We start from the raw sequence: 22,313 nt of genomic DNA on the forward strand, positions 1-22,313 counted from the left end.
GGGACAGAATGACAAAATATGGAACGTAAAAAAGTTGCATTTTACACTTTAGGTTGTAAACTTAATTTTTCTGAAACTTCTACAATAGCTCGGAGTTTTACAGATGAAGGTTTTGATCGTGTAGACTTTAAAGACTCAGCAGATATTTATGTTATAAATACATGCTCAGTGACTGAAAATGCAGATAAACGTTTTAAAACTATTGTAAAACAAGCACAGAAGGTAAACCCTGACGCTTTTGTAGCTGCAGTAGGCTGTTATGCACAGTTAAAACCAGAAGAGTTAGCTGCTGTAGATGGTGTAGATTTAGTATTAGGTGCTACCGAAAAGTTTAAGATTACAGATTACCTAAATGATTTGTCAAAGAACGACTATGGCGAAGTACATTCTTGTGAGATTGAAGATGCAGATTTCTATGTTGGTAGTTATTCTATAGGAGACCGAACACGAGCATTTTTAAAAGTACAAGATGGTTGTGATTATAAATGCACTTATTGTACAATTCCTTTAGCTCGTGGTATTTCACGTAGTGATACTATGAAAAATGTGCTAAAAAATGCTAAAGAGATTTCAGAAAAAGGCATTAAAGAAATTGTTCTTACTGGTGTTAATATTGGTGATTACGGTAAAGGAGAGTTTGGAAACAAAAAGCATGAGCATACGTTTTTAGATTTAGTTTCAGAATTAGATAAAGTAAATGGTATTGAACGTTTAAGAATATCTTCAATAGAGCCAAATCTTTTAAAGAACGAAACCATAGATTTAGTCGCAAAATCTAGAGCATTTGTACCACATTTTCATATACCATTACAAAGTGGAAGTAATACGTTGTTAAAGAAAATGAAACGCCGCTATATGCGTGAATTGTACGTAGATAGAGTAACAAAAATTAAAGCAACAATGCCACATGCTTGTATTGGAGTGGATGTTATTGTTGGTTTTCCTGGGGAGACAGATGAATTGTTTTTAGAAACCTATAATTTCTTAAATGAATTAGATATTTCATACTTACATGTATTTACCTATTCTGAGCGTGATAATACTGAAGCAGCAGATTTTGATGGTGTTGTACCTAAAAATATTAGAGCTAAGCGTAGTAAAATGCTTCGTGGATTATCTGCTAAAAAGAGACGTGCTTATTACGAATCACAGATAGGAAGTGATAGAACAGTTTTGTTTGAGAGCGAAAACAAAGAAGGTTATATTCATGGATTTACTGAAAATTATATTAAAGTAAAAACCCCGTGGAATCCAGAATTGGTGAACACCTTACATCAGGTAAACCTCAATAAAATTGATGATGATGGCTTGGTTAGATTTGATTTTGTAGAATCATTTAGCGTTTAAAACCATCAATTTCTTAGTGTATTTAGGTCGTTCAACCAGCAAAATGTCCTTTTGTCTAGTTTTTAGCTGTTTAGCAAGAATCCAGTATACATTTACCATCCCAATGAAAATCTTATGAAAAACCTACATTCATTTCTTTTAATTGTATTCCTATCCTTTTTCGTAACCTCGTGTTCTAATGATAACGATGATACTTTATTTTCTGTTGTTGGAGAATGGGAACTTACCGAGTGGAATGCTAATATAATGTTAGACTTAAATAATGATGCTATAGCTAGTTTCAATCTTTTAGAGGAAGTAGCTTGTATCAACAATGAAATCTTAACTTTTGAAGCTAACGGAGTTGTAACATCTAATAATACGTTTAATCCAAAAGCGCAATTCTTTTTGCAAGCAGACCAACAGCATAGTGGAAGTATAGACTGTAGTACAGAAGGTTCTATAGGATTTGCAAGTAGTTATATAGAAGCTGGTAATACTATTGAATTTAATGGAAGTGTTTCAGAGTTGATAGGAAACCAAATTATAAGAACGTTTCAAGACGAAATTAAAATCTATAATGAAGACTTATCACAAGTTATAGAAACAAGAGATTTAATTTTAGTGTATACGAAGCGTTAATTAGAATAGAATATATCAAACATAGAAAAGCCGAAACATATTAGTTTCGGCTTTTCTATTATTAATTGTTGTTTTTTTATATTCTAATACCAACAGGTAACATACGCTTGTATTTTCTATTGCTTCTTACAAACCTTGCAATTTCTGGGCTTGTAGGTACAACGCATATATTACGTTCTTTAATGTTACTAAAAACTAAATCAACGAATTCTAATTCAAATTCTCTAGTTCTTATAGTATCAGGGATAATCATTTTAGTTAAGAATATTTTACGTTCTTGTAAAGAATATTCAATGATGGCCATCTCGTTATCAACCTTTAATTCAAATTGACGTAAAAAATCATTATCAATCAATTCAGCAGCTTCAGTCATACTTCAAGTATTTAATTAAATTTTAGTGGTTGGATAGTGCGGATACTATATTTTATATAGTTTTGCTGTGCAAAGATACATAAAATCTAACAAAATAAAAGGCAGATAGTATCAAAACCCTTTGTAATAGTTGTTTAAATCGATAATTTGCATCATCTCTAGATTAAACGGTACGAAAATATTTACATCAGAATCAAAAAATGGAAAATCAAATCATACATGTTTATTTAATGCCTGGTATGGCGGCTAACCCTATTATTTTTGAACACATAAAATTGCCTGAAGAAAATTTTGAAATGCATTGGTTGTCGTGGAAAATACCAACTAAGAATGAAACACTAAAAAGTTATTCTAAACGTATGATAGAAGATATTAAGCATAATGATATTGTATTATTAGGAGTATCTTTTGGTGGAGTTTTAGTACAAGAAATGAGTAAACTAATAAAAGTTAGAAAGCTTATTGTTGTCTCTAGTGTAAAATCGTATCACGAATTACCAAAACGATTAAAACTTTTAAAACATACTAAGGCTTATAAGATTTTACCGACTCAATTGGTAAGTAATATAGATCTCTTAGCAAAATATGCGTTTGGAGAAACCATTAAAAAACGTATAGATTTATATAAAAAATACCTTTCTGTTAATGACAAGCATTACTTAGATTGGGCGATTAAAGAAATGGTTTGTTGGGATCAAGAAGTGCCTAATGCAAATGCACTATATATTCATGGAGATAAAGATGCGGTATTTCCGCATTCTACTGAAGGAGATTGCATTATTATTAAAGGCGGAACACATATTATGATTATTAATAAATATAAGTGGTTTAACGAAAATTTACCAAAACTTATATTGAATTGAACTTGAAAGACTTAAGATTATTATATACTTTTATAAAAAAAAGAAAGCTATGCAAATCATAAAAAATATTTTATCAATTATAGGATTAATATCCGTTTCAGGGCTATTTATTTTTGCTGTTCAAGAAGCACCATCTGATGATGAGGTAAACAAAGAAAAACCTTTAGTTAATGATTATAAAGTTTATGCTTTAGAAATACCTGATGAATTAGATTTTGCAGGTGAAGACTTACCATTAGAAAACCCAGATATCTATGAGCGTATGGATAGAGAGCTACTCGTTAATACCTATTGGCAATCAAATGGGTTATTGATGTTTAAACGGGCACAGAAATACTTTCCAATTATAGAACCTATTTTAGCTAAAAATGGTATTCCAGATGATTTTAAATATTTAGCAGTTATAGAAAGTGGATTAACAAATGCGGTTTCGCCAGCCGGAGCTAGAGGAGTTTGGCAGATAATGCCAGCTACTGGTAGAGAAAATGGTTTAGAGGTCAATAAAAATGTAGACGAACGTTATAATTTAGAATTAGCTACAGAAGTTGCATGTAAATATTTAATAGCGGCAAAAAAACGATTAGGATCATGGACTTTAGCAGCAGCAGCTTATAACGGAGGTAATGCAGGTATAGCTAGACGCCTAAAAGCACAAAATGTAAACGATTATTACGATTTACTTCTGGGAGAAGAAACAGGTAGATATGTATTTAGAATTGTAGCACTTAAAGAAATATTGTCTAACGCAAGTAAATATGGTTTTAATTTTAGGTCTGAAGATTTATATAAACCTATACCAACATTTAAAGTAGAAGTAGATACAGCTGTTACTAATTTTGCAAACTTTTCTGAAAAATTTGGAATTAATTATAAGATTTTAAAAATCCATAATCCGTGGTTGCGTGAAGCACATTTAAATAATAAATCACGAAAACTATATAAAATAGCTATTCCTGAAGAAGGTTATTATAAATAAAATGGATAAGTTTAAAAGTATAACTGCTTTTTAGTTTTCATCAACCGAAACACCTAAACATTCCATCTAGATCTTGTCTTAGTGTTTAACGTCTACTTTTCTTGTTTTGACGTGATGAAGTTGGTTGTCCGTAATGCTGATTAGGTATAGCAGCTTTTTTCATTTGTTGCTTCATCATTTTTATCTGATCAGTCAACATACCACGTTTATCTAATTTCTGAGCTTCAGTTAATAATTTTTGAGCTTCCATTTTACGGCGTTTACTAAAAGCAATACCAGCAAGATTTAATTTAGCCATAGCAATATCATGGTCCATTGACAAACCTAAACTTAGTGCTTTTTTAAAGTATTTCTCAGCATCATTCATATTGGTTTGCGATACCATAACACCGTTAAGATAGTTAAGGTAGCCTTGTTGTTTTTTTACCAATGCTCCTTCAGGATGTTTAATTTTATCTAACCATTTTTTTGCTCCTTCAAAATCTTGTTTTCTTAACCTTAAAAAGGCTAAGAGAATCATTTCATTTTTAAAATATAGAAAAATGAATACTGTCGATAGTAAAATATACATAATGCCATTACCGATCTCTCCTTCTGTAAATTGGTATACAGCAAAAGCTAGAATTAAAACAGTTATAACGAGTTTTATATTTTTATTAAACATAATTGTTGTAGTTTTTTGCAGTGCGCAAAGGTAGTAAAAACAATTAAAAATAATTTTAAAATGTATCTTGTTAAAGTAAAAACTTGTTGTATATTTGCACGCAGTTTTGGGATAGCTCCCAATCATTAAATTAACAAACAAGATTTTAAAGATATAAGACATGCCAAAAAGAACGTTTCAACCGTCAAAAAGAAAGAGAAGAAACAAACATGGTTTCAGAGAGAGAATGGCTTCTGCTAATGGTAGAAAAGTTTTAGCTCGTAGAAGAGCTAAAGGGAGAAAGAAATTATCTGTATCTTCAGAATTAAGACATAAAAAATAATGATTAACAATTGTTAATATTTTAAAGGCGTTACTTAGGTGTAACGCCTTTTTTTATATCCTAGCGAAACTTATTTTTGCAACTCTAATAATATATACAAATGCCAAAAAACACAAACATTAAATCTATTTTACTTATCGGTTCAGGACCTATAGTTATAGGACAAGCCTGTGAATTCGATTATTCAGGTTCTCAAGCCTTACGCTCTTTACGTGAAGACGGTATCGAAACGATTTTAATTAATTCTAATCCTGCAACAATAATGACGGATCCAACAATGGCGGATCATGTTTATTTATTGCCATTAACCACAAAGTCTATTGTTAAGATCTTAAAAGAGCATCCACATATTGATGCTGTTTTACCAACAATGGGAGGACAAACGGCTTTAAACTTATGTATTGAAGCAGATGAAAAAGGCATCTGGGAAGATTTTAATGTTGAAATTATTGGTGTTGATATTGATGCTATTAATATTACAGAAGATAGAGAGAAGTTTAGAGATTTAATGACGAAGATTGGTGTTGGCATGGCACCTCAAGAAACAGCAACCTCATTTTTAAAAGGAAAAGAAATAGCACAAGAATTTGGGTTTCCTCTGTGTATTAGAGCATCTTTTACTTTGGGTGGAGCAGGAGCATCTATAGTGTACGATGAAAAAGAATTTGATGAATCTTTAACTAGAGGATTAGAGATTTCTCCAATCCACGAAGTAATGATTGATAAGGCATTATTAGGTTGGAAAGAATATGAATTAGAGTTGTTAAGGGATAGAAATGATAATGTTGTAATCATTTGTACGATAGAGAATATGGATCCAATGGGTATCCATACAGGAGATTCCATTACGGTTGCACCTGCAATGACTCTGTCAGATAAGACTTTTCAGAAAATGCGTGATATGGCTATACATATGATGCGAAGTATTGGTGATTTTGCTGGCGGTTGTAATGTACAGTTTGCGGTTAGCCCAGATGATGCAGAAGAAATTATAGCTATTGAAATTAATCCACGTGTATCGCGTTCATCGGCATTGGCGAGTAAAGCAACGGGTTATCCAATTGCTAAAATTGCAGCTAAGTTAGCATTAGGATATACATTAGATGAATTAAGTAATCAAATTACAAAATCTACATCAGCATTATTTGAACCTACATTAGATTATGTGATTGTGAAAATTCCGCGTTGGAATTTTGATAAGTTTGAAGGATCTGATCGTACATTAGGATTACAAATGAAGGCTGTTGGTGAGGTTATGGGTATTGGCCGTTCTTTTCAAGAAGCCTTACACAAAGCAACACAATCATTAGAGATTAAACGAAATGGTTTAGGAGCTGATGGAAAAGGATATAAAGATTATGATCAGATTATAAGCAAACTAAAATATGCAAGTTGGGATCGTGTTTTTGCGATCTATGATGCAATTGAGATAGGTATTCCTTTAAGCAGAATATTTGAGATTACTAAGATTGACATGTGGTTCTTAAAGCAGTACGAAGAGCTTTTTCAATTACATAAAGAAATCTCTACTTACACAATAGATTCTATTGATAGAGAATTATTACTTGAAGCAAAGCAAAAAGGATATGGAGATAGACAAATTGCACATATGCTTAAATGTTTAGAAAGTCAAGTATATAATAAGAGAAGAGAATTAAGCATTAATCGAGTATACAAGTTAGTAGATACTTGTGCTGCTGAGTTTAAAGCGCAGACTCCATACTATTATTCAACATTTGAAAGTGAAGTAGAATCTGCAGACGGAAGTATATTTGTTCATAATGAAAGTGTTGTTACAGACAAAAAGAAGATTATTGTATTAGGTTCTGGCCCAAACCGTATTGGGCAAGGTATAGAGTTTGATTACTGTTGTGTTCATGGTGTTTTAGCGGCTGCCGAATGTGGTTACGAGACAATAATGATAAACTGTAATCCAGAAACCGTATCTACAGATTTTGATATTGCAGACAAACTTTATTTTGAACCTGTATTTTGGGAGCATATATATGATATCATTCAGCATGAAAAACCAGAAGGTGTTATTGTGCAACTTGGAGGTCAAACGGCTTTAAAACTTGCAGAGAAATTAGAAAAATGGGGAGTTAAGATTATGGGAACTAGCTTTAAATCTTTAGATTTAGCTGAAGATAGAGGAAGTTTTTCAAACATTTTAAAAGACAATAATATTCCATATCCACAATTTGATGTCGCTGAAACTGCAGATGAAGCACTTGCTATTGCAGATGTGTTAGATTTTCCAATATTAGTAAGACCTTCATATGTATTAGGTGGTCAAGGCATGAAGATTGTAATCAACAAGAAAGAGTTAGAGGAGCATGTAATAGACTTATTAAAATCAATTCCTGGTAATAAATTGCTTTTAGATCATTATTTAGATGGAGCAATAGAAGCTGAAGCAGATGCTATTTGTGATGCAGATGGTAACGTCTATATCATTGGTATAATGGAGCATATAGAACCTTGTGGTATACATTCTGGAGACAGTAATGCTACTTTACCTGCTTTTAATTTAGGAGATCTGGTAATGCAGCAAATTATAGACCATACACATACAATTGCTAGAGCATTAAATACTGTTGGTTTAATCAATATTCAGTTTGCTATTAAAGATGATGTTGTATATATCATAGAAGCAAATCCTAGAGCATCTCGTACAGTGCCATTTATAGCAAAAGCATATAAAGAACCGTATGTTAACTATGCAACTAAAGTAATGTTAGGTGAGAAAAAAGTAACAGACTTCGATTTTAAACCTAGATTAGATGGTTATGCAATTAAACAGCCTGTATTTTCATTTAACAAATTCCCTAATGTAAATAAACAATTAGGACCAGAAATGAAAAGTACCGGAGAAAGTATCTTGTTTATTGACAGTCTTAAGGATGATGAGTTTTACGATTTATACTCTAGGCGTAAAATGTATTTGAGTAAATAAAAGTTGAAATTTCTATGAGCTTTTAGCGTACCTAAAATAGACTTTTTTGGCGGTTTATTGATAAAATTTTGACATATCTTGTAAGGGTTTTTAAAATATTGCGACACTAGTAAAATCAACTACTAATGCCGTCTATGACAATAAATTACACGATTAAATTTATTATAATCACTTTTGTTGTAATGCCTTTTAGTAATAGGCTATTTGCACAAGATGTTTTTGATGTCGCTCGAAAAGGAACTGCTGAAGAGTTACAACAAATTTATAAGACTTCACCTGATAAGATCAACGCCATCAATGATGCTGGCTTTACACCACTTATATTAGCTGCATACCACGGAAATACTTCTGTTGTTAAAATGCTTGTTAGCCGCGTTTCTAATATAAATGAAACAAGTAGTGCAGGTACAGCATTAATGGCTGCAACAGTAAAACAAGATAAAGATATTGTTGAGTTATTACTAAAGCATAAAGCAAATCCTAATATTGCAGATAGTAATGGGAGTACAGCACTTTTATATGCAACTATATTTAAGGCAAATGATATAGCAACTTTGCTCTTAAAATTTAATGCTGATATAGTACATAAAGATAGTAGAGGCTTTTCTGCAATGGATTATGCTAAACAAACTAAAAACGAAACACTTATTAACATCTTAAAGCAATACTTATGAAAAAAATTACTTTTTTACTTATTACTGTATTAACAGTATATTCTATAAATGCTCAAATGTCAACTGGGGTTATTAATTTTGCTAGTAACTATACAGGGCAAATTGACGTTGATAATAATGGAGTTACGGTGACATTAACTGGACCAAGTAATCTATGGCTAGGTATTGGTTTCGGAGTACAATCAATGACTTCTGGTGAGGATGTTTTAACTTTTGATAGTTCAGGGTTACAAGATCGAGAGTTCCGAGGGATAGGAGTGATGCCTATTATTGACTCAAACCAAGATTGGACTTTAGTTTCAAATACAATAAATGGAAGTGTTAGAACGATCGTAGCTACTAGAGGTTTGACAGGTAACGATTCCAATGATTTTACATTCATTCCTAGCGCAACAAGTATATTACTCGTATGGGCACGTGGTAATGGTACATTAAATTTTGGTAATCATGGTGGAGCTAATAGAGGACCAACTAACGTAGGTTTTACATTAAGCACATTCGATCAAGAACTTGCACGTAAAGTAAGTTTATATCCAAACCCGTCTGCAACTGATATTACTATAGATTTAGGAGATCTTAATTTAGAATCAAGCAAGGCTACAATATACTCTACCGTTGGTCAATTAGTTAATGAAGTAAATTTAATAGATAAGAGTACTAGATTAGATACATCTTCATTACAACCTGGAGTATATTTAATTAGAATAACTTCAGGCGATTCTTCAGTAACGAGACGTTTTATTAAAGAATAGTTAATTATAGTATTTATATATTTTTCAGCCCTACTATTTATTATAGTTGGGCTTTTTTATAATATGGACAAGATATTTTTAAATAAAAGCAGGTCTTAAAAAAGCTCAAAATCAATTTTTTTTCCGTTTTAAGCTCAATTTTTCCTGTTGAGCTTATTTTATTTCAGATAGTGTAAGCGATCTCTGTTATTTGCGTCATAGAATAACACATACTAATCATAATCATTAATAATATAAAACAAAAACACTCGAAGATGAATTATAAAGCTACTATAAAGAAGAAGTCATTTTATATAGGACTATTATATCTTTTAATGTCAACAATGGTTTTGGTAGGTTGTGAAACATCAACATTATCTGAGTTAGCAGAAAGTGAAGAAGAGCCAGATCCAGATCCAATTGCGCTGGTTACTTATGATAATACGGCAAAAGCAATTTTAGATAATGCTTGTATAGAATGCCATAATACAGTTATTCCAACAGCAGGCATTATACTAGATTCTTTTGAGACTGCTAGAGCTGTAGCTGAGAGTGGACGTATGATAGCTCGTATGACAAGCACTAACAATCCAATGCCACCTAGTGGAAACTTGCCAAATTCTATTATTGAAGATATAATGGATTGGATTGATGATGGTCTATTAGAAAATTAAAAATCAACTTTTAATAAAAATATAATTATGAAAAAAACAATATTTATTTTTCTATGCTTGAGTATATTTTATCAAGGTTTTGGGCAAAAGTATTTTACAAAAACAGGAACATTAAATTTTGAAGCTTCTGTACCAGCTTTTGAGCCAGTTAAAGCAGAAAATAAAAGTACCACAGCAATACTAGATACTAATACGGGTAAGATTGCAGTATTAGCTCTTGTTAAAGGGTTTCGTTTTAAAAATGCCTTAATGGAAGAGCATTTTAATGAAAACTATATGGAAAGTGATACGTATTCAAAAGCAACTTTTAATGGAGAAATCAATCATTTCTCTTTAGATAATCTATCATATAAAAAAGAATTCTCAGTAACAGGAGATTTAACAATTCATGGAAAAACAAAGCAAATTGAAGCAGTCATTACGCTTAAAAAAGATGGAGATAATTTTCTTCTAGAAACACAGTTTTCTACTGCGCCTGGAGATTTTAATATAGATATTCCTGGTGTAGTTAAAGAAAAGATTTCAGATAAGATTAATATTACAGGAAGTTTTGAATTGGTTAAACGCTAGGTGATGAAAAAATACAGTCGAGTAGGTTTAGTCGTAGTTTTTATCTTAGTTATTATAGCTGTTGTAGGTTATAACTATATCTATCAAGATCATAGAGATATTGCATCAGAAAAACCTGCATATACAATTTCAGCTGAAGAACTGACACAACAATTTGAAGCTGATGAAGCCGAAGCTACAACACTTTATTTAAACAATACAATTCAACTTTCAGGATTACTGACAAGTATTGATGAAAAAACGCTAGTCCTTGATAATGTTGTTTTTTTAGTTCTAAGTGAAAACGAAACAACCCCTAATCAAACGAAGTTAAATACTAAAATAACTATAAAAGGTCGCTGTATAGGTTACGATAATTTACTTGGGGAAGTAAAATTAGATCAAGCTATAATAGTAGATTAAACAACTAAATATAATGAAGAAAATAGTACTAATTGCCTTATTATTTATTCCACTAGGATTAATAGCTCAAGATGATTTATTAGATGAATTAGAGTCTGAAGTAAAAGATGAAAAACAAGTTGCTACAGCTGTTTTTAAAGGAGTGAAAATTGTTAATTTTGAATCTACAAAGCTTGTAGGTAAAAATCAATTAAACTTTATCATTTCGCATAGATTTGGTACATTAAGAGATGGAGTAGATAATTTCTTCGGACTAGATCAAGCTTCTGCGAGAATACAATTTATCTATGGGCCAACAGATTGGTTAAATATTAGCGCATCTAGGTCTGGTTTTGGTAAAACATACGATCTTTCTGCAAAATACCGTTTTGTTCAACAAACGGAAGGCGGATCTCCATTTACATTAGCAGGATTTAATATTATTAATGTTAATACTGAGTTAGATAGCGATTTATTACCTAACCTTGAATTTAATGATAGATTAGGATATGCGAGTCAATTACTAATTTCGCGTAAATTTAATGATTGGTTATCTCTAGAATTAATTCCAACATATTTTCATGACAATACAGTTTTTGAAGATGGGCAAGACAATTCTCAATTTGCTTTAGGTTTTGGAGGACGATTTAAACTATCTAAACGTTTTGCACTTATAGCTGATTATGGTTTGCATTTAAATCGTGTAGATAATTCAGTGTTTAATAACCCACTTGCTGTAGGAGTTGAAATTGAAACAGGTGGTCATGTTTTTCAACTTCATTTTTCAAATTCTCAAGCGATTTTTGCAAATGGTTTCCTTGGTCAGGCACGAGGAGATTTTGGAGATGGAGATATTTTCTTCGGATTTAATCTCTCAAGAGCATTTAGTTTATAGGGCTAAAATAGTTGTTAATCAGTAAGTTGTTTTATATAACGGATTTGTTAAAATCTAGCTAAATTATGCCTAATATCATTTTTTTTTATACTTTAGATGTAGATTAACCCAAATCAATGAAAACAAAATTACTCGTTTTACTATTATTTATAGGAGGATTTTCTAGTTTTGCTCAGAGTACAACTAGAGATAATATTGATATTATCAACTCCCAAAATGATAAGTTGAATGAATTTAGCATATCACCTAATCCATCAAAAAGAGTTTTAAATATAGAATTCTCGAAAATCGATAATGATTTACGATTAGAAGTCTATGATGTTTTAGGAAAACGTGTGCATAAAGCTGTTTTAAATCAATTAAAAACAACAATAAATGTTACTAATTGGAAAAGCGGTGTGTATTTGGTAAGATTATCTAATGATAAAACGTCGCTAACCAAACGGTTTATAAAGCAATAGAAATAAACGATATATTATATAAAAAAACCATTCTTTTAGAATGGTTTTTTTAGTTATAAATAAATTAATCTAGCTCTATTTTTAGATTATGATTTTCTAAAAGATGAAGATATTCTTCAATTTTAAATTCTGATTTTTTAAACTGATCCGATCGTTTTAGCGATTGTTCTTGGCGTTTAATACTTCTAACAAAGCGTCTAATACTTTCTTTGTCTTCTAATATTAAGCCAGGCACTTTTGTAGGTTTTCGATCTTCACCAATAGCAACCATTGTAAAGTATGAAGAATTACAATGCTTTACGCTTCCGCGTTGTATGTTTTCAGACTCTACGCGTACTCCAACCACCATAGAGGATCTACCTGTATAGTTTACAGAAGCTTTTAATGTTACAATTTCGCCGACTTCAATAGGATTTAAAAAATTGACTTTATTTACCGATGCTGTAACACAATAGTGTCTAGAATGTTTAGAAGCACAGGCAAAAGCAATCTGATCCATTAAATTTAATATATAACCGCCATGGATTTTACCACTAAAATTAGAATGTGAAGGCAACATGAGTTCAGATATAGTAACTTGAGAATGTTCAGCTTTTTTAAACATAATAATGATTTTAAATCTTGGTCGCTTAGACTCTACTTTAATATCAGCTTAGACTAATAATTTTAGAATAACTTTTAACTAATATTGAACCTGCTATTCTAAATCTTCAGAAGCTCGTTTTATAATATTTTCTGGGAGTGCTTTTTTTGCTTTTGCACCCATTTTTTTGATACTTTCAACACGAGACACTAAATTTCCTTTTCCTTCCACAAGTTTATTCATAGCAGCAGAATAATCAGTTTTAGCAGCGTCTATTTTTTTTCCAACACCAGTTAAATCAGCAACTAAACCTTCAAATTTATCATAAAGTGCACCAGCTTGTCGTGCAATTTCAATGGCGTTTTGTTGTTGCTTTTCGTTATTCCACATGGTATCAATAGTGCGCAATGTTGCCAAAAGCGTTGATGGTGTAACAATAACAATATTTTGCTCAAAAGCCTTGTTGTATAATGAGTTGTCTTCGTTTATTGCAACTGCAAAAGCAGGTTCTATAGGAATAAACATTAGCACAAAATCTGGAGATTCTATATCGTACAAATCTTGATAATTCTTTGCAGAAAGTTGATCGACATGTTTCTTTATAGAGTTTAAATGTGCTTTTAAGTATGCGTCACGCTCATCGGTATCCGCATTAACTAAACGTTCGTAATCGGTTAAAGACACTTTAGAATCTATAATCATTTTTTTAGAATCTGGTAAGTGCAAAACCACATCTGGCATTACACGAGAACCATCTTCACGTTGAAAATTTTGCTGTACAAAATATTCTCTGTCTTTTTCTAGGCCCGATTTTTCTAAAACGCGTTCTAAAACTAATTCGCCCCAATTACCTTGAGTTTTACTATCTCCTTTTAAGGCTTTTGTAAGGTTGGTGGCTTCTTTAGCCATTTGTTGGTTAAGATCTTTTAAACCTAATAATTGTTCTTTTAAAGCCGAATGCATGCTAATACTCTCTTTTTGTGTGTCTTCTACTTTCTTTTCAAACGTTTTAATTTTTTCTTCTAATGGATTAAGAATACGTGTTATGTTTTCTTTATTTTGAAGTGTAAATTTCTCTGATTTTTCATCAAGAATCTTAGATGCCATCAATTCAAAATCTTTTCGCAGTTGCTCTTGCTGTTTAGCAAGATCTTCGTCACGTTTTAAATTTTGTTGATGTAGATTTTCAAATTCAATATTTTTCTGAGCTAATTCAATATTTAAACCTTCGCGTTCATCTCTAAAACGATCACGCACTGTTTCAACCTCTGTTATTTTCGATTTTAATTCGTTTATAGTTGTTGTTAACTGATGCTCACGTTCTTCTAAAGTACTTTGTTCACCTTTGTTTTTAAGTTGCGCAAATTTTAGACCAATAAAGGCGCCAATCCCTGCAGAAATTACAATAGCGATGAAAAGAATAAGCGTATCGTTCATATTAGAAATAGAAATTTATCAAATATAATTTTTAATGTTTAAATTAATGTTGAAAATAGAATAGAAATTAAAACTTATTTAGAGACTCTAAAACTACCTGTTTTATCATTAAAAGTTATTAAATCTTGAGGGAATAGTTTTTCAAAAGTACCATTGGAGATAAGCTGTTTCGGAGTATTACATTGAACATTGTCTTTAGACATTACAATCATTGTATCACATAACTGAATGGCTAAATCAATTTCGTGAGAAGAGAATAGAATAGTTTTGTTAGTCGTTTTAGTTAATTGTTTAAGTAGTTTTAGAACATAAGCTTTATGATACATATCTAGATGCGTTGTCGGTTCATCTAAAATAATAAGATCTGTATCTTGTGCTAAGGCGCGTGCTATCATTACCTTTTGTAATTGTCCATCACTGAGTTCGTAACATTTTTTATCTTTTAAATCTAAGATATTAGTTTGCTCTAATGCTACATTAATAATTGATTGATCTTTTGGACTTAAATTACCAATCCAATTGGTGTATGGTTGTCTGCCTAATGCAACAAGTTCATAAACCGATAAATTCTTAGCGACCAATGGTTCGGTTAAAACAAGACTTAATTGTTTAGCTAAATCAATAGTACTTAATTTTTGTATTTCTTTTCCATTGATAGTAATATTACCATTTAACGGGTTTTGTACTTTGGTTAAAGTTCTTAATAAAGTCGACTTTCCAATACCATTAGCACCAACCAAGCCTATGAGTTGTCCCTGTTGTAAGTCGAAATTTAGATTTGAAGCGACTACGGTTTCAACCTTTTTGGTTTTATAACCAATAGAAAGCTCTTTAACTTTAAGGACGATATGCTCTTTAATATTAGACATTAAAACACCATTTTTCGTTGACGCACCAATAACCAAATCACTACAGGTGCACCAACAATAGCTGTAATTGCGTTAATAGGTAAGGTGTAATCTGTTGTTGGTACTTGTGCGATACTATCGCATATTAGCATCACTATAGCTCCATATAAAAAAACAGCAGGTAATAAAATTTTATGATTTGAGGTTTTAAATAATTGACGTGTTAAATGCGGAATTGCTAAACCGATAAAAGCTATTGGTCCAGCAAAAGCAGTTATCGTACCTGCCAATAGACTTGTAGCAATGATAATTATAAGTCGACTCTGTTTTAAGTTAATTCCAAGACTCTTTGCATAATTATCACCAAGCAATAGACTGTTTAAATTTTTTATAGATATAATACTTAATAAAACACCTAGTAAATATATAATAGAGAAGATTAACAGTTCAGACCAAGATAAATTACTTAAACTACCAAAACCCCAAAAAATATATTGTTGTAATTGCTCTGCAGAACCAAAGTAAGATAAGACACTAACAACAGCAGCGGTGATACTTCCAAACATTAAACCAATGATAAGGATGGCCATAGTATCTCTTATTTTACTAGATACTGTTAACACTGCTAATAATACTAAAAAACTTCCTAGACTTGCAGCGATAATAATTCCCCATTTAGAGACTAATGCAGAAGCAAAAACACCTCCAAAAATACCAGATCCAAGTATAACAAAAGCAACACCAAGGCTAGCTCCAGAGCTTATACCTAGAACAAAAGGTCCAGCCAATGGGTTTTTAAATAAAGTTTGCATTAATAAGCCCGAAATTCCTAAGCCAGAACCTATCAAAATTGCAGTAATCGCTTTAGGTAGTCTGTAATCTAAGATTAAAAATTGAGACGTTGTATTTTCAACTGTACCGAAAAAGCTTCCAAATACATCTTTAATCGGTATTTTAATAGAACCTAAATTGATGTTTGTAATAAAACAAACAACTAGCAGTATGATTAATACAATAAACGAGCGGCGATATTTTGGTGTTTCAGCGCTCAAATTATTGTAAAGGTTTAAAGAAAAAAGGTTGATAATCCGTCAGCAATTCAGGATGGCATATTTTAATAAGATCCTTTAAAACCAAATCTGGTCTTGCAATACCAAGCTCGTAATAAAGAACACCACCAGTTTTACCAGTAGTATTAGAAAAACTATAAATGTTATTAGTCTTAAAGGCATCAAAATTAGAATATAAGTTATTGGCATTCTTTAGCTGTTCTAAACTTTTATAATACGAAGGACTTAGCCATAAATCTGCTGACTTAGCTTTATAGAAAACAGCTTCAAAACTTAAGGCTAAGCTGCCATTCCCTGAAGTGTCTTGCCATAAATAATTGACATTAGCATCTCTAAAAAACTGAGCTTCTGCACTTGCTCCATTAGGAAGATACCAAACATCTTTATGCATGGCTCCACTTAAAACTGTAGGTTGAGATTTTGCTTGCTTAGCATTATTTTTAGCCTCTAAATAATTAGTTTCGATATGACTAAAAATAGAGTCAGCTTCTTTTTCTTTATTGTAAAGCGCACCAAAAAATTTAATCCATTCCGCTTTTGCTAAAGCCGAAGATTCTACCCAATCTCCATTATAAATTACAGGAATACCAGCTTTTTTTATAACCTCAAAAGTTTTGTTTACGCCTTCAACACCAAAACCGATAACAACATCAGGTTTAATAGCTAATAAAACTTCAGTATTTATACCTTCGTTTTTACCTAACTCACGAACTTTACCATCATCAATACGTTGACGCGTTTTTGTTGATGATACATAGTTTGTGCCAGGAAAACCAACTAATGTTTCTTCTACACCTAATAATTCTAAAGCTGGGATATGTGTTGTAGATGTGACTACAATTTTATTTATTTCATTATCTATTGTAGCATTGAAAACGTTAGTTTTCCAGTCAACTATTGTTTCTTTATTAGATATTCCGTATTTGTAACTCTTTTCTGCTTCTGGCCATGGTTTTAGTATTTCTATAATTTTATAGTTGTCATATGTAGTTACAGAAAAACCTGTGGCATATTTTAAAACCATTTCTTTACCTTCAGAATTATTAGACTCAATAGGTTTAGATTCATTTTTACATGAAAAGACAAGAAGACATCCTAGAAAGAGTACAAGTGGTTTCAAACGTTTTAATTTGCTTCAAAACTAAGAATTATTTGTTTTTTAATTGAGTAATACTAAAAATGTTTAGTTTTGCACCGAATTTTGGTTTGAATACGCTACATATAATTTAGATAGAGATTGATTTTATAAGGTCTCAAAATAAATTTGAGACGGCGTTGCCAATTAAAAGGGAATCAGGTGAAGTGATTTCAGATTTACGATTGATGGTTAGCGAGTTTATAACTCAAAAAATCTAAAATATTGACTCTAAAATCTCCATTCCTGAGCTGTTCCCGCAACTGTAAGCTATAACGCTTGCTATTAAACTTCAAAGTCACTGTTTCAATATAGAAATGGGAAGGCAAATAGCAAGACGCAAGTCAGGAGACCTGCCATATTCAAAACAAATAAGTCAAACTTTCGGGATAAAAGTTTACGTATGGTTCGCTGTATGTTCTCGAGCAATTAAAATTAAAATGAACAAAAAAACAAATGTTTTATTAGCATTAGCTATGCTATTATCTGGCTATGCGATCGCACAAAATGAAGATGTGCAAAAGATTGAAGAATTAGAAGAAGTTGTTATTTCAGATTCTCGTTTTGAACTTAAAAGAGAGAATTCAGGAAAAACAGTTATTAAAATCTCAAAAGAAGAAATTGAACGAAATCAAGGAAGAACAATTTCAGAATTAATCAACACTAAATCTGGTATAGAAATTACTGGGAGTAGAAGTAATGCAGGTCAAAATTTAGGAGTGCGCGTACGTGGCGGAAACAACGGGCAAGTTTTAGTGATTATAGATGGAGTACAAGTATCTGATCCTTCTCAAATTAATGGAGAATATGATTTACGCTTACTATCTTTAGAAAATATTGAATCGATCGAAATTATTAAGGGTGCAGCAAGTACGCTATATGGTAGTGGAGCTGCAACTGCAGTTATAAATATTACAACAACTAAAGCAGGTAAAAAAACGATTAATGCATCCGTAAATTCTACAATAGGGACCAATCAATCTGAAAGTGACCAAGGGTTTGATATTGCAGATTTTACAAATACAGTGAATATAAATGGTACAGCAGATAAATTTACTTATCGTTTAGTTTTCAATCAAACATTCTCTGATGGTATTTCAGCAGCTTTAGTAGAAGATGGTGAAAAAGATGCATATTCTCAATACGGACTAGATTTAAATTTAGGATACCAGATTACAGATAACTTTTCTGTAAATATATTTGGAAACATAACAGACATAGATTCAGATTTTGATGCAGGAGCTTTCTTTGATGGAGAAAATGAATTTAATAGCGACCAGCATCGTTTTGGATTGATGTCTAAATACAGTTACACTAAAGGCAGTATTAATTTAAGTGCGTCTTATAGTAGTTTTGAAAGAGAATTTTTATCGCCACCTTTTGATCCGTTTATTTCTGAAGGAGAAAATTTCATTTTAGATGTTTACAACAAGTATAATTTTAATAACAAGTTTTATACTATAGTAGGTTTAAATATTATTAATAATGAAACATCTTTAGCAGAAGATGTAGATTTTAATATTGTAGATCCATACATTAATGCGGTATATGTATCAGATTTTGGATTAAATGTTAATGCGGGAGCAAGATTAAATAATCATAGTGTTTATGATTCAAATTTAGTGTATAACATTAACCCATCGTTTGTGTTTAAGTTAAACGAAAATGATTATGTAAAGCTTTTTAGTTCTTATAGTACGTCTTATATTACTCCATCATTATTTCAGTTATTTGACCAATTTAGTGGAGATCCTAATTTAGATCCTGAAGAGAATTTAACAATAGAAGGTGGAGCAGAAGTAAAACTAGGTTCTAAATTTAGAGCAAGTGCATTGTATTTTAATAGAGAAGAAGAAAACCCTCTAAATTTTGATAATAATACTTTTGTGTATTTTAATGGGGTAGATCAAACTGTTGATGGTATTGAGGCTGAAGTTAATTATAACCCAACAGATAACTTATCAGTAGCATTAAATTACACACGAATTTTAGATGACGGTTTAGAGTTGACGCCAGAAGATAAAGCTAATGTAACTATAGGATATAGCTTTACGCCTAAAACTTTTGCATCTATTTCATATCAATTCACTGGAGATCGTCTTACTTTAGACAGAAGTGATTTCTTTAATCCTACAGAATTAACTTTAGATAGTTTTAGCATTTTTAATTTATCATTTAACCATACATTAAAAAATGATACGGTGACTATATTTGCAGGCATAGAAAATTTATTTAACGAAGATTATGAAGAATTATTAGGGTTTACTACAAGAGGCTTTAATACAAATATTGGAATTAGATTAAACATATTGTAAAACTAATTGACTGCATATTAAAAAGCCATCTGTATTTAACAGGTGGCTTTTTAATTAAATGATGTTTAGATTAAATCGCAATACCAAAACCCGGTTTTTTCTGAAGTACAAACTGTATTATCTTCCGTTTTTGGTGTGTTATATTCTCTATAGACTTTTTTGCCAATTTTAAAGTTAATTGGGTTTTTAAAAATAGGACCATCAAAGCAGAATGTATGAAACTCACCATTTTCACCGCAAGGATCTACTCTTTGGGTAAATTGTTTATAATAGTTTTGTTTATTATAGCACCAACAAAATCTTTATTAAAATATTTAGCATTAGCACAAACAACAATACATTTAAACCCTAAATCTAAAAAGTCTAGAATTAAATCTTTGGTGTCTTTTTTCCATAAGAGATAGACTGTATTGATATCTTGTTTAGATAATTCACTATCTCTGTAAGATCTTAAATCTTCTAGAAAAATATCGCCAAAAGCACTATGTGTAAATCCTTTTTCCTTTAATGTATTTATACTCTCAAACATTTTTTGAGCATATGCTTCCATGGTAGGTTGTTCTGGTAACTCAATAATTGTAGAATCTATGTTTAAAGCTTTCATTTGTTCGAAGAGTAATTCTTTCCTTAAACCATGCATACTTACCCTGTTATAATACATATTTACAGTAGTAACTAACGCTTCTACAGTATAATTTATCATTTAGTAAGTAGTACAAAGCTAAAGCAGAATCCTTGCCAGAACCCAATTAAAGTAAGTTTTAAATTTTTGATAACCTTTCAATTCATTCAATAGAAAAATAATTATAAAATAAAAGCATCTATAATACCTATCATAGATGCTTTTTTTTTAGTATAAAAGAAACATGTTATTAAATTTATTTCTTTATAATTTTTTGAAGATATTGATCATTTATATGAATGACATATGTACCAGAAGGTAAATTTGAGATATTAACAGTTTGTCCTTTACTAATATTTTGATTTATATATAATGGATTAGAAGAGCCACCATCATCTATAATTTCTATGCTTTCACCTATTGATAAAGAAGGTGTAAGTACAGGGGATATTGTATTAAGCCCATATATTTTAAGATTAAAGAAAGAACCGGTTTCTGTAGGAGTATTTATGATAATAGTAGAAGTTCCTAAATTTAAGAAAAACCTTCCAGATGCCCCATCGTCATATCTAAATCTTATCTTAATAAGATTGTCTTCATCAGTCTCATTAGATTCATCAATGTCATCATTTGGATCTATATCTATAAACATGAAAAAATCTGTATTTTCTTCTAATTGCAAATTTCCTATATTTGAAAAAATAGTAGCAGAAAACTCGTCTACCACTTCACTATTGCCAGAGATGCTGCCACCGTTTTCATTTCTCCATGTAAATACTGGGTCACCAAAATCAGGGAAATTACCATTTTTTGTTACTAAAATCTCATAAGGACTAGAAGAAGCGTTGCCATCATCATCATTTTTAATGGTTATCTTAAACTCATGAAATTCCCCAAATTTTAGTACAGGTGTATTTGTACTTTCATTAGTAGCACTAGTATCAAAAGTAGTACCATCAACTTCAACTGTTACTTTGTCAATAGTTAAATTAGGTTTATCATTAGTATTATCTGTATCATCACAAGCATCTCCTATGCCATCTCCATCAAGATCTTCTTGATTAGGGTTAGCATTATTAGAGCAATTATCACAAGCATCACCTACACCATCTCCATCAGTATCAGTTTGTGAACTATTGCTAGTATTCCTGCAATTATCCTCAGAATCGGTTACACCATCATTATCAATATCTGTATTAGATTCAAAATTGCAATTTAGTAATCTAGGCCTGCCATCGGATTCGTCACAACTGAAAATTTCTTCTTCGGTAAATGCTATTAGATTATTTGAAAAATGATTAGTATATCTAACTATAGAAAGTTTGCCTTGTAATTCAATAAAATCAGAATCAAAATCATATATATTTTGTCCATTACTACAATTGCTATAGAAAAAATTATAATTGTAAAAATAACTAGGCCGAAGTGGTCCAGGTTCTTGTACACTATTATAATCGTTAGGGTCTATTAAAAATGTTTGTATAAGTTGACCACCATTAGTTAAATCAAATAACTCAATTTTGTATTGATAATATTCAAAAATACCAAGAGGGTCATCTTTAGAAATCAATATATCATCTGGGTTACTTAATCTTTGAGAAAATGTTATAAGTGTTGTGCCAGGGGAGGTTGAACTAGATGGACTTTGATCTCTTATCCTAAAAGTAACAGAATTAGTTGCACTAGAAGAATTTGTGCAATAGAAATCGGGGATTGAACTACTTTGAGAGAATAAAGATGTACTGATTAAAAAAAAGATTAATGTGTAAAGTTTTTTCATTTTTTATTGAATTTG

General features: G+C 31.1%; 23 protein-coding genes, 1 pseudogene and 1 riboswitch. Of the genes and pseudogenes, 14 read left to right on the forward strand and 10 right to left on the reverse strand.

What is annotated here, in order from left to right; all coding sequences use genetic code 11:
* Positions 1-18 precede the first annotated feature (18 nt).
* Together mtaB and K8Z87_RS03085 are read left to right on the forward strand one after the other, a co-directional pair.
* A complete protein-coding gene (gene mtaB, locus K8Z87_RS03080; protein WP_227476016.1) occupies positions 19-1,347 on the forward strand; it encodes a tRNA (N(6)-L-threonylcarbamoyladenosine(37)-C(2))-methylthiotransferase MtaB in 1,329 nt (442 codons plus the stop codon).
* Positions 1,348-1,461: 114 nt separating this feature from the next.
* Positions 1,462-1,968, forward strand: coding sequence for a hypothetical protein (locus K8Z87_RS03085; protein WP_227476017.1), 507 nt, complete (start codon positions 1,462-1,464; stop codon positions 1,966-1,968).
* A 76-nt stretch (positions 1,969-2,044) separates the two neighbouring features.
* Here K8Z87_RS03085 and K8Z87_RS03090 read toward each other — a convergent pair whose 3' ends face one another.
* Positions 2,045-2,341 (reverse strand): N-acetyltransferase, encoded by a 297-nt coding sequence (locus K8Z87_RS03090; RefSeq protein WP_227476018.1) that lies wholly within the window; start codon positions 2,339-2,341, stop codon positions 2,045-2,047.
* Positions 2,342-2,541: 200 nt separating this feature from the next.
* Here K8Z87_RS03090 and K8Z87_RS03095 point away from each other — a divergent pair, with 200 nt between their 5' ends.
* Together K8Z87_RS03095 and K8Z87_RS03100 are read left to right on the forward strand one after the other, a co-directional pair.
* Positions 2,542-3,204 (forward strand): alpha/beta hydrolase, encoded by a 663-nt coding sequence (locus K8Z87_RS03095; protein ID WP_227476019.1) that lies wholly within the window; start codon positions 2,542-2,544, stop codon positions 3,202-3,204.
* A gap of 49 nt (positions 3,205-3,253) precedes the next feature.
* Entirely contained in the window at positions 3,254-4,180 is a 927-nt protein-coding gene (locus K8Z87_RS03100; RefSeq protein WP_227476020.1) for a lytic transglycosylase domain-containing protein, read from the forward strand.
* Between the two features lie 85 nt (positions 4,181-4,265).
* Here K8Z87_RS03100 and K8Z87_RS03105 read toward each other — a convergent pair whose 3' ends face one another.
* Positions 4,266-4,844 (reverse strand): tetratricopeptide repeat protein, encoded by a 579-nt coding sequence (locus K8Z87_RS03105; RefSeq protein ID WP_227476021.1) that lies wholly within the window; start codon positions 4,842-4,844, stop codon positions 4,266-4,268.
* 160 nt (positions 4,845-5,004) lie between these two features.
* Between K8Z87_RS03105 and rpmH the strand changes: the two genes are divergently transcribed.
* From rpmH to K8Z87_RS03150, 9 genes are all read left to right on the forward strand, one after another.
* The gene (rpmH, locus tag K8Z87_RS03110; RefSeq protein ID WP_227476022.1) at positions 5,005-5,166 is read left to right on the forward strand and encodes a 50S ribosomal protein L34; all 162 of its coding nucleotides are present in this window, start codon (positions 5,005-5,007) and stop codon (positions 5,164-5,166) included.
* Between the two features lie 100 nt (positions 5,167-5,266).
* Positions 5,267-8,122: a carbamoyl-phosphate synthase large subunit gene (gene carB, locus K8Z87_RS03115; protein ID WP_227476023.1), complete on the forward strand. Its 2,856-nt coding sequence runs from the start codon at positions 5,267-5,269 to the stop codon at positions 8,120-8,122.
* A gap of 134 nt (positions 8,123-8,256) precedes the next feature.
* The gene (locus K8Z87_RS03120; RefSeq protein WP_227476024.1) at positions 8,257-8,796 is read left to right on the forward strand and encodes an ankyrin repeat domain-containing protein; all 540 of its coding nucleotides are present in this window, start codon (positions 8,257-8,259) and stop codon (positions 8,794-8,796) included.
* The gene (locus K8Z87_RS03125; protein WP_227476025.1) at positions 8,793-9,548 is read left to right on the forward strand and encodes a T9SS type A sorting domain-containing protein; all 756 of its coding nucleotides are present in this window, start codon (positions 8,793-8,795) and stop codon (positions 9,546-9,548) included. Before K8Z87_RS03120 ends, K8Z87_RS03125 begins: the two co-directional genes overlap by 4 nt.
* Before the next feature lie 254 nt (positions 9,549-9,802).
* On the forward strand, positions 9,803-10,201 hold the full coding sequence (locus K8Z87_RS03130) for a c-type cytochrome domain-containing protein (protein WP_227476026.1): 399 nt from the start codon (positions 9,803-9,805) through the stop codon (positions 10,199-10,201).
* Positions 10,202-10,228: 27 nt separating this feature from the next.
* Positions 10,229-10,771, forward strand: a complete 543-nt coding sequence (locus tag K8Z87_RS03135) for a YceI family protein (RefSeq protein WP_227476027.1) — start codon at positions 10,229-10,231, stop codon at positions 10,769-10,771.
* Positions 10,772-10,774: 3 nt separating this feature from the next.
* On the forward strand, positions 10,775-11,173 hold the full coding sequence (locus tag K8Z87_RS03140) for an OB-fold putative lipoprotein (RefSeq protein WP_227476028.1): 399 nt from the start codon (positions 10,775-10,777) through the stop codon (positions 11,171-11,173).
* A gap of 13 nt (positions 11,174-11,186) precedes the next feature.
* A complete protein-coding gene (locus K8Z87_RS03145; protein ID WP_227476029.1) occupies positions 11,187-12,047 on the forward strand; it encodes a DUF5777 family beta-barrel protein in 861 nt (286 codons plus the stop codon).
* Positions 12,048-12,163: 116 nt separating this feature from the next.
* A complete protein-coding gene (locus K8Z87_RS03150; RefSeq protein WP_227476030.1) occupies positions 12,164-12,508 on the forward strand; it encodes a T9SS type A sorting domain-containing protein in 345 nt (114 codons plus the stop codon).
* A gap of 64 nt (positions 12,509-12,572) precedes the next feature.
* Here the strand turns inward: K8Z87_RS03150 and K8Z87_RS03155 are convergent, their stop codons facing one another.
* From K8Z87_RS03155 to K8Z87_RS03175, 5 genes are all read right to left on the reverse strand, one after another.
* The gene (locus K8Z87_RS03155) at positions 12,573-13,112 is read right to left on the reverse strand and encodes an acyl-CoA thioesterase (RefSeq protein ID WP_227476031.1); all 540 of its coding nucleotides are present in this window, start codon (positions 13,110-13,112) and stop codon (positions 12,573-12,575) included.
* A 93-nt stretch (positions 13,113-13,205) separates the two neighbouring features.
* Entirely contained in the window at positions 13,206-14,528 is a 1,323-nt protein-coding gene (locus tag K8Z87_RS03160) for a DNA recombination protein RmuC (RefSeq protein WP_227476032.1), read from the reverse strand.
* A 74-nt stretch (positions 14,529-14,602) separates the two neighbouring features.
* Positions 14,603-15,397 (reverse strand): ABC transporter ATP-binding protein, encoded by a 795-nt coding sequence (locus K8Z87_RS03165; protein ID WP_227476033.1) that lies wholly within the window; start codon positions 15,395-15,397, stop codon positions 14,603-14,605.
* Positions 15,397-16,428, reverse strand: a complete 1,032-nt coding sequence (locus tag K8Z87_RS03170; RefSeq protein ID WP_227476034.1) for a FecCD family ABC transporter permease — start codon at positions 16,426-16,428, stop codon at positions 15,397-15,399. The genes K8Z87_RS03165 and K8Z87_RS03170 overlap by 1 nt, the downstream gene beginning before the upstream one ends.
* A 1-nt stretch (position 16,429) precedes the next feature.
* Positions 16,430-17,566: an ABC transporter substrate-binding protein gene (locus tag K8Z87_RS03175; RefSeq protein WP_227476035.1), complete on the reverse strand. Its 1,137-nt coding sequence runs from the start codon at positions 17,564-17,566 to the stop codon at positions 16,430-16,432.
* Between the two features lie 133 nt (positions 17,567-17,699).
* Positions 17,700-17,956: riboswitch (cobalamin riboswitch) on the forward strand.
* A gap of 65 nt (positions 17,957-18,021) precedes the next feature.
* Between K8Z87_RS03175 and K8Z87_RS03180 the strand changes: the two genes are divergently transcribed.
* Complete coding sequence (locus K8Z87_RS03180) at positions 18,022-19,896, forward strand: TonB-dependent receptor plug domain-containing protein (RefSeq protein WP_227476036.1); 1,875 nt, start codon at positions 18,022-18,024, stop codon at positions 19,894-19,896.
* 65 nt (positions 19,897-19,961) lie between these two features.
* On the opposite strand, the pseudogene K8Z87_RS13985 reads toward K8Z87_RS03180, so the two are convergent.
* From K8Z87_RS13985 to K8Z87_RS03190, 3 genes and pseudogenes are all read right to left on the reverse strand, one after another.
* Positions 19,962-20,099, reverse strand: a pseudogene (locus K8Z87_RS13985) (ATP-binding protein); the annotation flags it as partial.
* Positions 20,100-20,140: 41 nt separating this feature from the next.
* The gene (locus tag K8Z87_RS13975; protein ID WP_317207417.1) at positions 20,141-20,599 is read right to left on the reverse strand and encodes a Dph6-related ATP pyrophosphatase; all 459 of its coding nucleotides are present in this window, start codon (positions 20,597-20,599) and stop codon (positions 20,141-20,143) included.
* 175 nt (positions 20,600-20,774) lie between these two features.
* Positions 20,775-22,298 (reverse strand): thrombospondin type 3 repeat-containing protein, encoded by a 1,524-nt coding sequence (locus tag K8Z87_RS03190; protein WP_227476037.1) that lies wholly within the window; start codon positions 22,296-22,298, stop codon positions 20,775-20,777.
* Positions 22,299-22,313: the final 15 nt, after the last annotated feature.

Source organism: Winogradskyella immobilis (assembly GCF_021887715.1).
Taxonomy (GTDB): domain Bacteria; phylum Bacteroidota; class Bacteroidia; order Flavobacteriales; family Flavobacteriaceae; genus Winogradskyella; species Winogradskyella immobilis.

Excerpts from the sequence above, each read along its gene's own strand:
- rpmH (WP_227476022.1), top strand. The coding sequence starts at position 5,005 with ATGCCAAAAAGAACGTTTCAACCGTCAAAAAGAAAGAGAAGAAACAAA.
- K8Z87_RS03095 (WP_227476019.1), top strand. The coding sequence starts at position 2,542 with ATGGAAAATCAAATCATACATGTTTATTTAATGCCTGGTATGGCGGCT.
- K8Z87_RS03165 (WP_227476033.1), bottom strand. The coding sequence starts at position 15,397 with ATGTCTAATATTAAAGAGCATATCGTCCTTAAAGTTAAAGAGCTTTCT.
- K8Z87_RS03160 (WP_227476032.1), bottom strand. The coding sequence starts at position 14,528 with ATGAACGATACGCTTATTCTTTTCATCGCTATTGTAATTTCTGCAGGG.
- K8Z87_RS03105 (WP_227476021.1), bottom strand. The coding sequence starts at position 4,844 with ATGTTTAATAAAAATATAAAACTCGTTATAACTGTTTTAATTCTAGCT.
- K8Z87_RS03130 (WP_227476026.1), top strand. The coding sequence starts at position 9,803 with ATGAATTATAAAGCTACTATAAAGAAGAAGTCATTTTATATAGGACTA.
- K8Z87_RS03155 (WP_227476031.1), bottom strand. The coding sequence starts at position 13,112 with ATGTTTAAAAAAGCTGAACATTCTCAAGTTACTATATCTGAACTCATG.
- K8Z87_RS03190 (WP_227476037.1), bottom strand. The coding sequence starts at position 22,298 with ATGAAAAAACTTTACACATTAATCTTTTTTTTAATCAGTACATCTTTA.
- K8Z87_RS03085 (WP_227476017.1), top strand. The coding sequence starts at position 1,462 with ATGAAAAACCTACATTCATTTCTTTTAATTGTATTCCTATCCTTTTTC.
- K8Z87_RS03180 (WP_227476036.1), top strand. The coding sequence starts at position 18,022 with ATGAACAAAAAAACAAATGTTTTATTAGCATTAGCTATGCTATTATCT.
- K8Z87_RS03100 (WP_227476020.1), top strand. The coding sequence starts at position 3,254 with ATGCAAATCATAAAAAATATTTTATCAATTATAGGATTAATATCCGTT.
- K8Z87_RS03090 (WP_227476018.1), bottom strand. The coding sequence starts at position 2,341 with ATGACTGAAGCTGCTGAATTGATTGATAATGATTTTTTACGTCAATTT.
- K8Z87_RS03140 (WP_227476028.1), top strand. The coding sequence starts at position 10,775 with ATGAAAAAATACAGTCGAGTAGGTTTAGTCGTAGTTTTTATCTTAGTT.
- K8Z87_RS03125 (WP_227476025.1), top strand. The coding sequence starts at position 8,793 with ATGAAAAAAATTACTTTTTTACTTATTACTGTATTAACAGTATATTCT.
- K8Z87_RS13975 (WP_317207417.1), bottom strand. The coding sequence starts at position 20,599 with ATGATAAATTATACTGTAGAAGCGTTAGTTACTACTGTAAATATGTAT.
- K8Z87_RS03145 (WP_227476029.1), top strand. The coding sequence starts at position 11,187 with ATGAAGAAAATAGTACTAATTGCCTTATTATTTATTCCACTAGGATTA.
- K8Z87_RS03150 (WP_227476030.1), top strand. The coding sequence starts at position 12,164 with ATGAAAACAAAATTACTCGTTTTACTATTATTTATAGGAGGATTTTCT.
- K8Z87_RS03120 (WP_227476024.1), top strand. The coding sequence starts at position 8,257 with ATGACAATAAATTACACGATTAAATTTATTATAATCACTTTTGTTGTA.
- K8Z87_RS03135 (WP_227476027.1), top strand. The coding sequence starts at position 10,229 with ATGAAAAAAACAATATTTATTTTTCTATGCTTGAGTATATTTTATCAA.
- mtaB (WP_227476016.1), top strand. The coding sequence starts at position 19 with ATGGAACGTAAAAAAGTTGCATTTTACACTTTAGGTTGTAAACTTAAT.
- carB (WP_227476023.1), top strand. The coding sequence starts at position 5,267 with ATGCCAAAAAACACAAACATTAAATCTATTTTACTTATCGGTTCAGGA.